Genomic DNA, 14,202 nt, shown 5'->3' with positions numbered 1-14,202 from the left:
CTCGGCCCAGTGAAAGGAATTCCACACAGGATGAACCCCATGCAGCAGGACCTCGAAGCGTTCAAAGCGGCGTTCCGTCGGCACGCGGCCGGCGTCGCAGCGATCACGGCAAGGGACGCCAATGGGAAACCTGTGGGTTTCACCGCCACCTCGCTCGCATCGCTCAGTGCCGTGCCCCCGCTTGCGACGTTCAACCTGGCACGCAGTGCGAGCAGCTGGCCGGCGATCGCCGACACCGACAGGGTCGTCATCCACATGCTCGGTGCACGCAACCGGTCACTCGCCCAAATCATGGCCGGAGACAATGCGTCGAGGTTCGTCGGTGAGCACTGGCACGAGGGCGAGCACGGGCTGCCCATTCTGGACAACGTCACCACGTGGATGATCGGCCGGGTTATCGAGCGGTTCACCGTTCACAACAGCGCCATCGTCGTGGTGCAGATCGAGAGCGGTGAGGTCGGCGCGGACGACGCTCCCCTGCTCTACCACGAACGCCAGTATTTGCGCCCCGGCGAACTCGCCTAGCCGCGCATAATCCCGGTAATCTCCCGCAGAACGCCGACCCTGCCGTCATCGTGACGGATCACGAGTTCGGTGCCGCGGTCGATGATCGCGAGTGCCCAGGCGTCCGGGCCGATCTCGAAGACCGGTGCGCCACTCTCCTCATCGACAACAACGAGCGGAACCGGTGAGAACACCCAGAACGGCTGCGTCGAAATGACCGTCGGCGGCGCCCCCCCGGAGTCCTGCTCCCCCTGCTGGGCTGATGCCGAGTGAACCACATCAGGGACGCGCTCGTCGCGCGCGTCGGGAACGGTCGCCGGCACAGTCTCCGGCAGGAGCTCTGGCCCGGTCTCGGAAACCGTCTCCGGCGCGAGCTCGTCCTCGATCTCGATCTCGATCTCGGGTGCAAGCTCTGGCGCGAGCTCGGGTGCGAGCTCGGGCTGCAGCTCAGGGGCGAGTTCAGCGCCGGCTTCCGACGCCCTCTCGGGCTCGGTCTCGAGTGGGGGGTCCAGAACCTCGGTGCGGGACGCGGGCTCCGGGGCTGACGGGTGTTGTGGTGTGGCGGACGGTGCCACCTCGTGGCTTTCCTGTCCGGACGCGTCGGCGAGGGATTCCTGTTCCGCCACGTGACGGATCGCCGACACGGGTGCGGGCTCTTCGCCCGTCTGAATTTCGTCGATCTCATCGCCGAGGAGAGAGTCGTCCGTCGGCCCGCCCGCGAGGCCGGTGGGGGGCTGCGTGGCGAGAGGGACACTCGAATCCGAACCGTCGGCGCGGGACCCGGGGACACTCGCCCGCGCCTCCTGGAACTCGGCGTATTGAGAGTCGGTGTCTGACACGGAATCCGGTGACCATCCGCTTCGGCGGTACGCGGCAAAGTCTTCTGGACGTGTATCAGCGGGGGTCAGCTGCACAGACCCCGAGTGCTCGAGGCCGTAGTGATGCACCTCGGGCTGGTGCTCTGCGGTGTGGCGCACGGGGCGGGGCCGAACCGGAACGACGGCGGCCTCCCTCGCGGCAGGGTGCGCCGGGATCTCCGCACGGCGGCTGAAATCCTCCGCGAAGACGGGCACAAACATGGCGCAGGCCGTGGGGACAATGCTCGCCAGCGAGAAGATCAAGCCGAGAATGAGACCAGCTCCCGGCGTGAGTCCGTCGAAGTTGTCGCCGCCAGGATTCCCGCCGAAGGCACCGGGTCGGAACCACGCGGTAAATCCGAGCAACAGGAACAGCGACCCGAGATAGAAACCGGCGGTCGTAACCGCGGCTACCGAGGCGAACTGGTCGACGGAGAGCGAGCCGACACTGAGCCGCCGTTGCGGTTGCAGCCGACGGATGACGATGAGCGCTCCAGCGGAGGCGAGGAGCAACGCTCCCGGGATGGCGAGCCACGGAGCAGGGGCCCACAGGCTCGAGTATCCGAACAGGTCCGCGTACACGCCTCCGATAAAGGGAAGGAATGAGGCGACGACAACGAGTGCGGCGAGAATCAGAAAGACGATCTCGCGCAGGCTGAACGGGCCGACCCCATATGGGGCGCCGTTCTCGTCGGTACGCGGGCGGCTGGGCTTTTTCGGTCGAGGTGCGGTTCCGGCACCCGGCAGCGATCCTGACCGAGGTCCTGGCCCGGCGCCGCCCGGAAGTCCGGCCGGAATCTGGCCGGGCGCCTGGCCCTCGTCCGACTGGGTCGGGTACGGCTGGCCCGTGTACTGCTCAGCGGGATACTGCTCGGTGGCGTACTGCTCAGCGGAATACTGCTGGTCGGGATAGCCGACGTACTGCTCAGCGGGATACTGCTCCACCGGGTACTGCTGAGCGGGAGACTGCTCCACCGGGTACTGCCCAGCGGGGTACTGCTGAGCGGGGTACTGCCCGGAAGGATACTGCTCAGGCTGGTAGCCACCGGCGGCATACTGCGGTTGCGTCGCCTGGCCAGCCTGATACTGCGGCTGCTCATACTGCGGCTGCTCGTACTGCTCAGCCTGATACTGCGCCTCATGTCCCTGCGTGTCCAGACGCTCGCCCTGGAACTCCTCACCCTGGAACCGCTGATCAGCGAACGAGGGTGGCGTGGCATCCGAGCCAGTGTCACCGACAGGCTCAGCCGGTTGCGGTGCCGCAGCCGGGTCGCCGAGCGAACCGTCTGCCGGTTCAGCGGGCCAGGCGGCTGCGGGCTGTGCGACAGGTTCTCCGGCGGCGGTGACAGGCTCGTCTCGCGCAGGGTCAACGGGCCGGTTGTCAGGGTTATTCATAGCGTTTTTCCTTCGATCCCGCGCTGAGCACGGTGGTCACGGCGAAGCACCACTGTGCCCCGAACGGGTTCAGCCGATCCTAGCCGAGGCAATTCGGGCCGAGCAACGACTTCAGCTCTCCGAAGAGGTCCGGCGTCACTTTCACGGGGTACGGGATTTCAAAGAGTCGGGCGATGTCGCCACGGACCAGCTTCAGCCGCACTTCCGCGTCACCCGAGTGCCGGGTCAGGATGCCGCCGAGCTGGGTGACCAGTTCGGTCGTCGCCCGCGAATCGGGCATCGTCAGCGTGAGCGGCCCGGAAGAGCCACCCTGGCCGATCTCCGGCGAGAAAATGCTGTATGCGTGCAGGTTCATGCCGTCATCGCGCATGCTGACGCGTCCCCTGACCACGACGACCGAGTCGTTCACGAGGGTCGGGGCGAACTCCTGATACGCCTTCCCCATGAACATCACGGTGATTTCGCCACCGAAGTCCTCCACCTGGATCATGCCGTACTGGTTCCCGGAGGTCTTCGCCACCCGGTGCTGCACGCTCGTGGTGAGGCCTGCGATCGTGACGGTGTCGCCATCCTCCGTGTGATCGGACGTCAGCAGGTCGGTGATCGTGGTGGTCGCGTGCTTGGCCAGTTCGAGCTCAAGACCGGCGAGTGGGTGATCTGATACGTACAGACCGAGCATGTCGCGCTCAAACGCGAGCTTGTCTTTCTTCGACCACTCCGGGCGGTCGGGCATCGCCTCAGCGGTTGCATCCAGTTCGAAGATCCCGCCGAAGAGGTCGACCTGCCCGTTGGCCTCGTTGCGCTTGAGGCTCACCGCGCTCTCGACAGCATCCTCGTGGATTTCGATGAGCCCGCGCCTCGTGGCGCCGAGAGAGTCGAACGCGCCGGCCTTGATCAGCGACTCCATGGTGCGCTTGTTGGCGACCTGGAGTGGAACCTTGCGCAGGAAGTCGTGGAAGGAGGTGAACTCGCCCTCACGCTCCCGGGTCGCCCGGATCGCCTCGACGACGTTGAAACCGACGTTTCGCACGGCGCCAAGGCCGAAGCGGATGTCTTCACCAACGGCGGCGAAGAAGCCGATCGACTGGTTGACGTCTGGCGGGAGCACCTGGATACCCATTCGCCTGCACTCGTTGAGGTAGATGGCGAGTTTGTCGCGGGCATCGCCGACGCTCGTGAGCAAGGCAGCCATGTACTCGGCCGGGTAGTGCGCCTTGAGGTAGGCCGTCCAATAAGACACAACGCCGTATGCGGCCGAGTGCGCCTTGTTGAAGGCGTAGTCGGAGAACGGAAGGAGGATGTCCCACACCGCTTTAATCGCGGCATCCGAGTATCCCCGCTCGTGCATGCCGCCCGAGAATCCCTCGAACTGCTTGTCGAGTTCGGATTTCTTCTTCTTGCCCATGGCGCGCCGAAGAATATCCGCCTGTCCAAGTGAGAAGCCCGCGAGCTTCTGCGCGACGCTCATCACCTGCTCCTGGTAGATGATGAGGCCGTATGTTCCACCGAGGATCTCCTGGAGCGGCTCCTCGAGTTCGGGGTGGATGGGCGTAATCGCCTGCAGGCCGTTTTTACGCAGTGCGTAATTGGTGTGCGAGTCCGCGCCCATCGGGCCCGGTCGGTAGAGCGCGATGACTGCCGAGATGTCTTCGAAGTTGTCGGGCTTCATCGACCGGAGGAGGCTCCGCATCGGACCACCGTCGAGCTGGAAAACGCCGAGGGTGTCGCCGCGGGCGAGCAACTCGTATGCGCCTGGGTCGTCGAGCGTGAGTTCCTCGAGTTCGATCCGGTGGCCGCGGTTCGACTCGATGTTGTCGAGCGCGTCACTCACGATGGTGAGGTTGCGCAGCCCGAGGAAGTCCATCTTGATCAGCCCGAGGGACTCGCAGGCCGGGTAGTCGAACTGCGTGACGATCTGGCCGTCCTGCTCGCGCTTCATGATCGGGATGATGTCGATGAGCGGGTCGCTCGACATGATCACGCCCGCCGCGTGGACGCCCCACTGGCGCTTGAGGTTCTCGATCCCGAGCGCGGTGTCGAAGACGGTCCTCGCCTCGGCATCCGTCTCGACGATCGTGCGGAGGTCGACCGTTTCCTTGTAACGCGGATGGGTCTTGTCGAAGATGCCGGTGAGCGGTACGTCCTTGCCCATGACGGGCGGCGGCATCGCCTTGGTGAGCTTGTCACCCATGCCGAAGGGGAAGCCGAGGACGCGCGAGGAGTCCTTGAGCGCCTGCTTGGCCTTGATGGTTCCGTAGGTGACGATCTGCGCCACTCGCTCGTCGCCGTACTTCTCGGTGACGTAGTGGATGACCTCGCCGCGGCGACGATCGTCGAAGTCGACGTCGAAGTCGGGCATCGAGACGCGGTCAGGGTTGAGGAACCGCTCGAAGATGAGGCCATGCACGAGCGGGTCGAGGTCGGTGATCTTCATCGCGTACGCGACCATCGACCCTGCCCCCGAACCTCGACCAGGTCCGACGCGGATGCCATTCTCCTTCGACCACTTGATGAAGTCGGAGACGACCAGGAAGTAACCGGGGAAACCCATCTGCACGATGACGCCGGCTTCGTAGTTGGCGCGCGCGCGAACGTCGTCTGGGATGCCGTTCGGGTAGCGAACGTGGAGGCCGCGCTCGACCTCCTTGAGGAACCAGGTCTCCTCGGTCTCGCCGGCAGGCACAGGGAACCGGGGCATGTAGCTCGCGCTGGTGTTGAACTCGACGTTGCAGCGCTCGGCGATGGCGAGCGTGTTGTCGCAGGCCTCGGGGTGGTCCCTGAAGAGCTGGCGCATCTGCTCCGCCGACTTGAGATAGAACTCGTCTGCGTCGAACTTGAACCTGTTGGGGTCGTCGAGGGTGGATCCGGACTGAACGCAGAGCAGCGCCGCGTGTGCCTTGGCGTCGTGCGCGTGGGTGTAGTGCAGGTCGTTGGTGGCGAGAAGCGGCAGGTCGAGCTCCTTGGCGAGCTTGAACAGGTCACTCATCGTGCGTCGCTCGACGTCGATTCCGTGGTCCATCACCTCACAGAAGAAGTTGTCTTTGCCGAAGATGTCCTGGAACTCGGCGGCGGCTTTCTTCGCCTCGTCGTACTGGCCGAGACGGAGCCGGGTCTGGATCTCGCCACCGGCGCAGCCGGTCGTGCCGATGACGCCCTTTGCGTAGGTGGAGAGCAGTTCGCGGTCCATGCGCGGCTTGAAGTAGTAACCCTCGATCGACGCGAGCGACGACATCCGGAACAGGTTGTGCATGCCCTCTGTGGTCTCGCTGAGGAGGGTCATGTGGGTGTACGCGCCGCTACCGGAGACGTCGTCGCGACCCTGGGTGCTCGAACCCCAGCGAACGCGGGTCTTGTCACTGCGGTGGGTACCGGGCGTGACGTACGCCTCTGTGCCGATGATGGGTTTGATTCCGGCCGCCGTTGCGGTACGCCAGAAGTCGAAGGAACCGAACATGTTGCCGTGGTCGGTGACGGCGACGGCCGGCATCTTCTCGGCGATGGCGGCGTCGATCAGTGGTTTGACGCGCGCGGCGCCGTCGAGCATCGAGTACTCGCTGTGGACATGCAGGTGAACGAACGAGTCGTCTGATGAGGTCAAGACTTCTCCGTGAAGCTGGTGGGCTGGACTACAAGCCTAATCCTCGCGGAGGACATCGAGTGCGTGCTGGAGGTCCGCCGGGTAGTCGGAAGTAAAGGTGACCCACTCCCCCGTGCCCGGGTGCGTGAACGACAGCTGGCGGGCGTGCAGCCACTGTCGGGTGAGCCCGAGTCGAGCGGAAATCGTGGGATCTGCGCCGTAGAGAGGATCCCCGACGCACGGATGCCGCTGGGCGGCCATGTGTACCCGGATCTGGTGGGTGCGGCCGGATTCGAGGTGGATCTCGAGCAGCGAAGCGCTCGGAAAAGCTTCAAGAGTTTCGTAGTGCGTCACCGACGGCTTGCCCTCTGCGGTGACCGCGAACTTCCAGTCGTGCCTGGGGTGGCGTCCGATCGGCGCGTCGATGGTGCCGGCGAGCGGGTCAGGGTGCCCCTGTACGACCGCGTGGTAGATCTTCTCGACCTCCCGGTCGTGGAACGCACGCTTGAGCGCCGTGTACGCCCGCTCGCTCTTGGCAACGACCATGAGTCCTGTTGTGCCGACATCCAGTCGGTGGACGATACCTGCGCGCTCCGTGGCGCCGGACGTCGCCACTGAGTACCCGGCGCCGGCAAGGGCGCCAAGAACGGTTGGCCCGGTCCAGCCCACCGAGGGGTGGGCGGCGACGCCGGTCGGCTTGTCGACCACGATGATGTCGTCATCGTCGTAGACGACCCTCAGGTCGGACACGATCTGAGGAACGACGACGGGCTCCTGCCGGGGCGCCCATGACACCTCGAGCCAGCCCCCGGCGCGGAGGCGATCCGACTTGTCGACGGTCCGCCCGTCGATCATCACGCCACCCGCCTCGGCGACTTCGGCGGCGAAGCTCCGGGAGAAGCCGAGGACCTTGGCGAGACCGGCGTCGACGCGGGAACCGTCAAGCCCGTCAGGGATGGGGAGGCTGCGGGTTTCCATCAGGCAGCTGGGTGGTTCGGGCCGGAAACCGGCGTCTCGACAGCGCGCGCGGTTTCGTGCGGGGAACCGTCCTGCTCACCCGCTGGCGTGGCATCCGCCTCGTCCTTGACGCTGACCGTGCGGGTGCCGTCGAGGTTGATACCGCGGAGGGTCAGGATGATGAAGAGCCCCATGCTCGAGACGATGCAGATGTCGGCGACGTTATAGATCGCTGGCATCATCCACGGCGTCGAGATGAAGTCGATGACGTGGCCGAGGCCGAACGACGGCTCGCGGAAGAACCGGTCGGTGAGGTTGCCGAGAACGCCGCCGAGAAGCAACCCGAAAACAACGGCCCAGCCGAGAGAACGAATCTTCCTCGCGAGAACCAGAATCGCGATTGTGACCGCGGTCGCGAGGATGGAGAAGATCCAGGTGCTGCCGGCGGCGAGCGAGAACGCGGCACCGGGATTCTTCACGAACTGGAAGAACAGCACGTCGCCGACGACACTGACCCGCTCACCGAGCGGCAGGTTCGAAACGACGAGGTATTTGGTGAATTGATCGAGCGCGAGCGCCGTTCCCGCGATGACCGCGAGAACGACGAGCGCTCGAACACTGGGAGAACCAGCTGGTGTCTTGGGCAAAACCTTAGACGTTGGACTTTTCGGCGCTTGACGCGAAACCGGAACCGGTTCCCTGTGCGCTCGGCCCGCCGTCTGCGTCGAGTTCCTTGAGCTGGTTCTCGATGTAACCGCGGAGCTTCTGGCGGTACTCGCGCTCGAACTCGCGGAGTCCGTCGATCTTCTTCTCGAGGGTTGCGCGCTCCTCGTTGAGGATGTTCATCTGGGCACGCTGCTTGGCCTCGGCCTCGGCGACGACGCGAGCGGCTGTCGCGTGTCCTTCGGCGATGAGAGCGTCGCGCTTCTCGGCACCCTCGCGGACGTGCTCGTCGTGCAGGCGACGGGCGAGCTGGAGCAGGCTCGAGGACGACTCAGAGTCGTCCTGTGCCGGTGCGGCCTGAGCAACAGGTGCGGCTACCGGAGCCGGGGCTGCAGCGGCCTCAGCCGGACGTTCGCCCGAGTCGGAACCGGCGGCTTCGAGCTTGGCCTGAAGTTCCTGGTTCTCCTGGAGCAGACGCCGCAATTCGACGACGACCTCATCGAGGAAGTCGTCGACCTCGTCCTGGTCGTATCCCTCGCGGAACTTGGTCTGCTGGAACTGCTTGTTGACAACATCTTCCGGAGTTAGCGCCATGGCTTCCCACCTCTTACTTGTTTTGGCTCGGTTTGGCTCGAATGGACGTGCCTACGCTAGCAAAGTCCCCGGCGGTTCAGCTGGGATCGAAGCGATGAAGGACACGTGCGTTTCAGGATACCGCTATGACCGCTCCCGGCGCAGGACCGGAGCCGGACCGGCGCGTGCTCGCGGCAACGACTCCGGACGGCGCGGTGAGCACGAGCGCGGCGATCACCATCGGTGGCGCATAACCGGGGCCTGTACCCGCAGAAAAACTCTCAGCGAAGTATGACGTTGACCAGGGTCATCGCAATGATCACGCAGAGCATCGTGATGCTCCAGCCGAAATCGAGTGCGAGCGCACCCATCCGGATCGGCGGAAGGATTCGCCGGAAGAACCGAATGGGAGGATCGGTCAGCGAATACACCAGCTCGGCGACGACGAGGACGAACTTCTCGGGCCGCCAGCGGGGCTTGAAAGTGCGCACAAGGTCGAGTGCGAATCGCGCCCACATCACGAAGAAGTAAAGCAGCAGCGCGAAATACAGGATGTTTCGAATCAGAGAAAGAACGGAGTCCACCCGTCAATTATTGCTGAGCGAAGAAGGTGGATTCTGCCGCAGCAGCTCCACCGGCATCCCCGAGCACTGCAACGTGCTGGGGCGAGAGCAGGAACACCTTGCTCGTCACGCGCTCGATCTTTCCGTAGAGACCCTGTGAGAGTCCGCTCGCGAAGTCGATGAGGCGCTTGGCGTCGCCCTCGCTCATCTGCGAGAGGTTGATGATGACGGGAACGCCGTCACGGAACGTCTCGGCGATGACCTGCGCGTCGCGGTACTGCTTGGGGTGCACAGTGAGGATCTCGTTGAGCTCAGTGGGTGCAGCCTGCGTTGTTGCCGTCGGGCGGCGCAGCGGGGTGACCGGCGCTCGATTCGCGACGGGGGTCGGCGTCGATGCCGGTGTGCTCGCGGCACTCGTGCCTGAGCTCTGCGCGGCCGGTCCGGCCTGGGGCGCAGCGGTATCCCGGGCTTCGTACTCAAGATCGTCGTCTGCGAGGCCAAGGTAGACCATGGTCTTCTTCAGGGGGTTGGACATCGCTACCTCCGTTTGTGCGGTTCCTTCTCTATGAACATTAACCGTCTGTTGGCCTGATACCCGTGATTGCCGTTCCAATGCGAAGGTGTGTCGCGCCTTCGAGGAGGGCTTCACGATAGTCGTGTGACATTCCCGCTGAGATATGGGACGCAGCGGGCTGAAGGGCGACGACCCGCTCCGAGTACTCCCGGAGGCGAGCGAAAGCCTCGCGAGGCTCACCGCCGACCGGCGCGACAGCCATCACGCCAAGAAGCTCGAGCCCGGGAGCGTCAAGGACCTGCTCGACGAGTGGCTCAAGACCCGAGGGCGCTACTCCCCCGCGTGCGGCGTCGTCGGTCAGGTTGATCTGGATGAAGCACGGCAACGCCGGAACGCTCTCGTCGGTCGCAAGCGCTGTCACGAGCGCGGGGCGGTCGACGGAATGAACCACGCTCGCATACTGCCTCACCTGCCTGGCTTTCTTTGACTGCAGTTGCCCGACGAAGTGCCAGTTGAGGTCTGTGAGCCGCGCGAGTTCGGCGGCCTTCAGCGAGGCCTCCTGGTGTCTGTTCTCACCGAAGTCGCGCACTCCGAGCCGGTAAAGCTCCTCGACAAGCGTCGCCGGGTGGAACTTGGTGACGACAATTGTGGTGATCTCGGCACCGGTCCGGCCTGCTTCGGCAAGCGCATCGCCGATTCCGCTCTTCACGGACGCCAGACGCTCGGCCAGCGAGAGCTGGCCGAGCGTCTGTTCGTTCTCGGAGGTCATTTCCTACTTGAGGAAGTCGGGAATGTCGAGCTCGTCCTCGTCCGCAAAAGCCGGGTCAGCGGCCGCTGGCGGGGTGGACAGCGACTCCTCGGTGACGCGCCAGGTCTGGGGCGCCTCGGTGAGCACAGCTCCGCTGGCAGCCTTCTCGGCGCCGGCGCTCGACGAGGGGGCCGCGGCGACCGCTGGAGCGCTCGTCATGACGCCACCGGTTGTGATGACGGCGTCACGAACCGACTCGCCCGCACGCGACGGTGGTTCGCCACCGTCAAAACCGGCGGCGATAACCGTTACCCGGACTTCATCACCGAGAGTGTCGTCGATGACGGCACCGAAGATGATGTTCGCCTCGGGGTGCACAGCTTCCTGGACCAGGCGGGCGGCGTCGTTGATCTCGAAGATTCCGAGGTTGGAGCCACCCTGGATCGACAGGAGAACACCGTGTGCGCCCTCGATCGATGCCTCGAGCAAGGGAGACGCGACAGCGAGTTCCGCCGCCTTGATGGCGCGGTCAGCGCCTCGCGACGAACCGATACCCATGAGGGCGGAACCGGCACCCTGCATGACGCTCTTCACGTCGGCGAAGTCGAGGTTGATCAGGCCTGGTGTCGTGATCAGGTCGGTGATGCCCTGAACACCCGCGAGGAGCACCTGGTCGGCGGTCGAGAACGCCTCGAGCATGCTGATGCCGCGGTCGCTGATCTCAAGGAGACGATCGTTCGGCACGACGATGAGCGTGTCGACTTCTTCCTTGAGCTTCGCGACGCCGAGTTCGGCCTGAGCCTGGCGACGACGGCCTTCGAAGCCGAACGGCTTCGTGACGACACCGATCGTCAGTGCACCGATGGACTTGGCGATCCGGGCGACGACGGGAGCGCCTCCGGTACCGGTTCCGCCGCCCTCACCGGCGGTGACGAAGACCATGTCGGCCCCCGCGAGTGCTTCTTCGATTTCTTCAGCGTGGTCCTCGGCGGCGCGACGGCCGACCTCGGGGTCCGCTCCGGCGCCGAGACCGCGGGTGATCTCGCGTCCGACGTCGAGCTTGACGTCTGCGTCGCTCATGAGCAACGCCTGTGCGTCGGTATTGATGGCGATGAACTCGACGCCGCGAAGGCCGAGCTCAATCATTCGGTTGACAGCATTGACGCCGCCGCCGCCGATGCCGACGACCTTGATTACGGCAAGGTAGTTCTGGTTTGTAGTCACGTCCGGCCTCCGGTGAGAACCCTCAACCTCAGGTTAAGGTTTAAAGTTATGCTCAGTATGCATTTCTTGTGATTGACGTTAGGGCCAGATCAGTCCGGCACAGGGACCTGTCCCGCGTGTCGGGGAACCGGCGCGGAAATTGACCGTGGCGCGGGGTCAGCGCACGACGGCGACAGAGGGGGAGCTGACGTCGTAGACGTCATAACCCGGCTGGGATGCCATGAGTCTGGTGAGCGTGTATGCCTTGAGTTTCGACTCGTCCCCACTCCCCCAGACAACCGTCGCCTCGCTGTCGCGGAGGGTGAAAGTCACGTCGTCCTTTGTCGTCGCCGTTACCTCATCGACAGTGGCGAGCAACTCTGCCGGAATGCTGCGAAGAGCTGAGGCGGCAGCCGTGAAACCGTCGGCGTCCGAACCCCCATCGACAGCGATCAGCGGGTAGTTCGGCGGCCGCGTCGCCGAATCAGCGATGACGACTCCGGCGGCGTCGACGACCGAGAACCCGTCGGCTGTCGCCAGGGCGCCGACCGGGGTGCGCTCAACGAGCCGAACCACGAGCGTCGACGGCGGCCGGGCCTGGATCGAATATGACTCGATCAGCGGGTACGTCACCAGGGCGGCCTTGATGGCCGTGTCGTCGACGAGCGGGAACGGCGAGCCGAGCTGGCTCGACAGGTCGTCGACGACGGCGTCGGAATTGACGAGGAACGCTCCCTCGACCTGGATCTCTCGCACGGACAGCAGAGGAGTGTACGCGGCGACCACAGCGGCGAGAGCGAGAACGACGATGCCGCCGATCCCTATGAGCCAGTTGCGGCGCACCCTGCGGGAGCCAGCAGTGAAGCGCTTGACCTCCGCGCGCTCGAGCCGCTTGCGCAGCTTCTGCGCCTCACGGAGAGTATTACCCGAACCGCCAGCGGACCCGATTCCGGCAACGCCCGCCGCCGGGTCTTTCTTTTCCCCGTCGGCAGTGAACAGTGGGATGGGAGTGGCTGTGGCTCCCCTGGCATCCCGCGCACGACCCGTGCCGCTGGACGAGCCGGTGTCATCACGCCCGGCGTCGGCGCGCCCGGCGTTCCCGGCACGACCGGCAGCACCGTCAGCACCGGGACCGCGTTCAGCCCCGGTGGCTCGTGGCGGGTTCGCCGGTCGCTGTGGGGTAAAACCCGCTGGGCGCTTCATGAAGCTAGCCCCGTGACGCGGTCAGTGAACCGAGGAGCTGCGGGACGATGCGGTACACGTCACCACAGCCGAGGGTGATGACGAAGTCACCCGGCCGCGCGATCGACGCGACGTAGTCGGCCGCTTCCTGCCAGTCAGAAATGAACCTGACCTTCTCCGGGTCTTGGAACTTCTCCGACACCAGCGCGCCGGTGACGCCCGGCTCCGGATCTTCCCTCGCGCCGTAGACGTCGAGGACGACGGTCTCGTCGGCGTGCGACTCGAGCGTCTCGGCGAATTCGCCGGCCATGAGCCGGGTTCGGCTGTACAGGTGCGGCTGGTGCACCGCGATGATCCGCCCCTCACCGACAACCGTCCTCGCCGCTGACAGCGCGGCTGCGACCTCTGTGGGGTGGTGGGCGTAGTCGTCATAGACGCTCACGCCATCGACGGCGCCGTGAAGCTCGAAGCGGCGCTCGGTGCCGCCGAATTCGGCGATCGCAGCGAGGGACTCAGAAGCGCCGAACCCCAGGCCGACAAGAACGGCGAATGCGCCGGCGGCGTTGATGGCGTTGTGCTTGCCGGGGACGCGGAGCGTTGCCCCGTTGTCCTGCCCCTCGTAGCTCACGATGAAGGACACAGGACCCTCTGTGCTGATCGAGGAAACGCGGACGTCGGCATCCGGGCTCTCACCGAAGGTGATGATCCGCTTGTCAGTGAGCTTCTTCGTCACACGGACCGCGCCGGGGTCGTCTGACGAGATGACGACGAACTCTGAGGCGTTCTGCGCGAACGTCACAAACGCGTCGTCAAACGCTTCAAACGAGCCGTAGTGGTCGAGGTGATCGGCGTCAACGTTGGTGATGAGGGCCACAGCTGTGTCGTACAGCAGGAAGGAGCCGTCTGATTCGTCAGCCTCGACGACGAAGAGGTCACCGCTGCCCGCTGCGCTCGAAACGCCGAGCGATTCGATGACGCCTCCGTTCACAAAGCTCGGGCTCTCGGAGAGTCCGAGGAGACCGGTAACGATCATGCCGGTGGAGGTGGTCTTGCCGTGTGCCCCCGCCACGGCAACGAGCCGCTTGCCGTTGATGATCCAGGCCAGTGCCTGTGACCTGTGCAGTATGGGAATCCCGCGCTCCCTGGCGAGGAGATATTCGGGGTTGGTCGGCCAGAGCGCGCTCGTCACAACGAGGGTGTCGGCGTCGCCGACATTCGCAGCATCGTGCCCGATCGCGATCTTCGCGCCGAGTTCGCGAAGCGCCTCGATGTTCGCCGAGTCACGCACGTCTGACCCGGTGACGGTGTGTCCTGCTGCGAGGAAGAGTCGGGCGATGCCGCTCATTCCGGATCCGCCGATACCAACGAAATGGACGGTTCCGAGTTCTTCGGGAATCTCGATGGTGAAGTCGGGTTTGATCACTGTGTGCTTCCTGGTGTGGTTATGCTGCCGCATCGGCAGGTCG

The 14,202-nt window shown here is 64.9% G+C and carries 12 protein-coding genes; 1 reads left to right on the top strand and 11 read right to left on the bottom strand.

Features of this window, described 5'->3' with window-relative positions; all coding sequences use genetic code 11:
• Positions 1–30: 30 nt before the first annotated feature.
• Positions 31–525, top strand: a complete 495-nt coding sequence (locus AC1C2N_RS10220) for a flavin reductase family protein (RefSeq protein WP_483404026.1) — start codon at positions 31–33, stop codon at positions 523–525.
• Here the strand turns inward: AC1C2N_RS10220 and AC1C2N_RS10215 are convergent.
• The 11 genes from AC1C2N_RS10215 to murC all read right to left on the bottom strand — a co-directional run bounded on the left by AC1C2N_RS10215 (position 522) and on the right by murC (position 14,159).
• Positions 522–2,756 carry a hypothetical protein gene (locus tag AC1C2N_RS10215; protein WP_495433911.1) on the bottom strand — a complete coding sequence of 745 codons (2,235 nt, stop codon included), beginning with the start codon at positions 2,754–2,756 and terminating at the stop codon, positions 522–524. The genes AC1C2N_RS10220 and AC1C2N_RS10215 overlap by 4 nt on opposite strands.
• 79 nt (positions 2,757–2,835) lie before the next feature.
• A complete protein-coding gene (dnaE, locus tag AC1C2N_RS10210; RefSeq protein WP_495433910.1) occupies positions 2,836–6,354 on the bottom strand; it encodes a DNA polymerase III subunit alpha in 3,519 nt (1,172 codons plus the stop codon).
• Positions 6,355–6,390: 36 nt separating this feature from the next.
• The gene (locus AC1C2N_RS10205) at positions 6,391–7,311 is read right to left on the bottom strand and encodes an RluA family pseudouridine synthase (RefSeq protein WP_495433909.1); all 921 of its coding nucleotides are present in this window, start codon (positions 7,309–7,311) and stop codon (positions 6,391–6,393) included.
• Positions 7,311–7,937, bottom strand: a complete 627-nt coding sequence (gene lspA / locus AC1C2N_RS10200) for a signal peptidase II (RefSeq protein ID WP_495433908.1) — start codon at positions 7,935–7,937, stop codon at positions 7,311–7,313. The genes AC1C2N_RS10205 and lspA overlap by 1 nt, the downstream gene beginning before the upstream one ends.
• A 4-nt stretch (positions 7,938–7,941) precedes the next feature.
• A complete protein-coding gene (locus tag AC1C2N_RS10195; RefSeq protein ID WP_483404021.1) occupies positions 7,942–8,547 on the bottom strand; it encodes a DivIVA domain-containing protein in 606 nt (201 codons plus the stop codon).
• A gap of 260 nt (positions 8,548–8,807) precedes the next feature.
• On the bottom strand, positions 8,808–9,110 hold the full coding sequence (locus AC1C2N_RS10190; RefSeq protein WP_483404020.1) for a YggT family protein: 303 nt from the start codon (positions 9,108–9,110) through the stop codon (positions 8,808–8,810).
• Positions 9,111–9,117: 7 nt separating this feature from the next.
• The gene (locus AC1C2N_RS10185; protein WP_495433907.1) at positions 9,118–9,624 is read right to left on the bottom strand and encodes a cell division protein SepF; all 507 of its coding nucleotides are present in this window, start codon (positions 9,622–9,624) and stop codon (positions 9,118–9,120) included.
• A 37-nt stretch (positions 9,625–9,661) separates the two neighbouring features.
• Entirely contained in the window at positions 9,662–10,372 is a 711-nt protein-coding gene (locus AC1C2N_RS10180; protein ID WP_483404018.1) for a YggS family pyridoxal phosphate-dependent enzyme, read from the bottom strand.
• 3 nt (positions 10,373–10,375) lie between these two features.
• Entirely contained in the window at positions 10,376–11,575 is a 1,200-nt protein-coding gene (gene ftsZ, locus AC1C2N_RS10175; RefSeq protein ID WP_483404017.1) for a cell division protein FtsZ, read from the bottom strand.
• Positions 11,576–11,731: 156 nt separating this feature from the next.
• On the bottom strand, positions 11,732–12,757 hold the full coding sequence (locus AC1C2N_RS10170) for a cell division protein FtsQ/DivIB (RefSeq protein ID WP_495433906.1): 1,026 nt from the start codon (positions 12,755–12,757) through the stop codon (positions 11,732–11,734).
• A 4-nt stretch (positions 12,758–12,761) separates the two neighbouring features.
• Positions 12,762–14,159, bottom strand: coding sequence for a UDP-N-acetylmuramate--L-alanine ligase (murC, locus tag AC1C2N_RS10165; protein ID WP_495433905.1), 1,398 nt, complete (start codon positions 14,157–14,159; stop codon positions 12,762–12,764).
• Positions 14,160–14,202 lie beyond the last annotated feature (43 nt).

The sequence above is a fragment of the Mycetocola sp. Y791 genome (assembly GCF_059445325.1).
Note: the sequence above shows the minus strand (reverse complement) of the source record. Positions and strands in the feature narration are given on the sequence as shown.

What these genes read in the sequence shown, in the direction of transcription:
- AC1C2N_RS10215 (WP_495433911.1), bottom strand. Translation starts at nt 2,756, where the DNA reads ATGAATAACCCTGACAACCGGCCCGTTGACCCTGCGCGAGACGAGCCT.
- AC1C2N_RS10220 (WP_483404026.1), top strand. Translation starts at nt 31, where the DNA reads ATGAACCCCATGCAGCAGGACCTCGAAGCGTTCAAAGCGGCGTTCCGT.
- AC1C2N_RS10205 (WP_495433909.1), bottom strand. Translation starts at nt 7,311, where the DNA reads ATGGAAACCCGCAGCCTCCCCATCCCTGACGGGCTTGACGGTTCCCGC.
- AC1C2N_RS10185 (WP_495433907.1), bottom strand. Translation starts at nt 9,624, where the DNA reads ATGTCCAACCCCCTGAAGAAGACCATGGTCTACCTTGGCCTCGCAGAC.
- AC1C2N_RS10170 (WP_495433906.1), bottom strand. Translation starts at nt 12,757, where the DNA reads ATGAAGCGCCCAGCGGGTTTTACCCCACAGCGACCGGCGAACCCGCCA.
- AC1C2N_RS10195 (WP_483404021.1), bottom strand. Translation starts at nt 8,547, where the DNA reads ATGGCGCTAACTCCGGAAGATGTTGTCAACAAGCAGTTCCAGCAGACC.
- AC1C2N_RS10180 (WP_483404018.1), bottom strand. Translation starts at nt 10,372, where the DNA reads ATGACCTCCGAGAACGAACAGACGCTCGGCCAGCTCTCGCTGGCCGAG.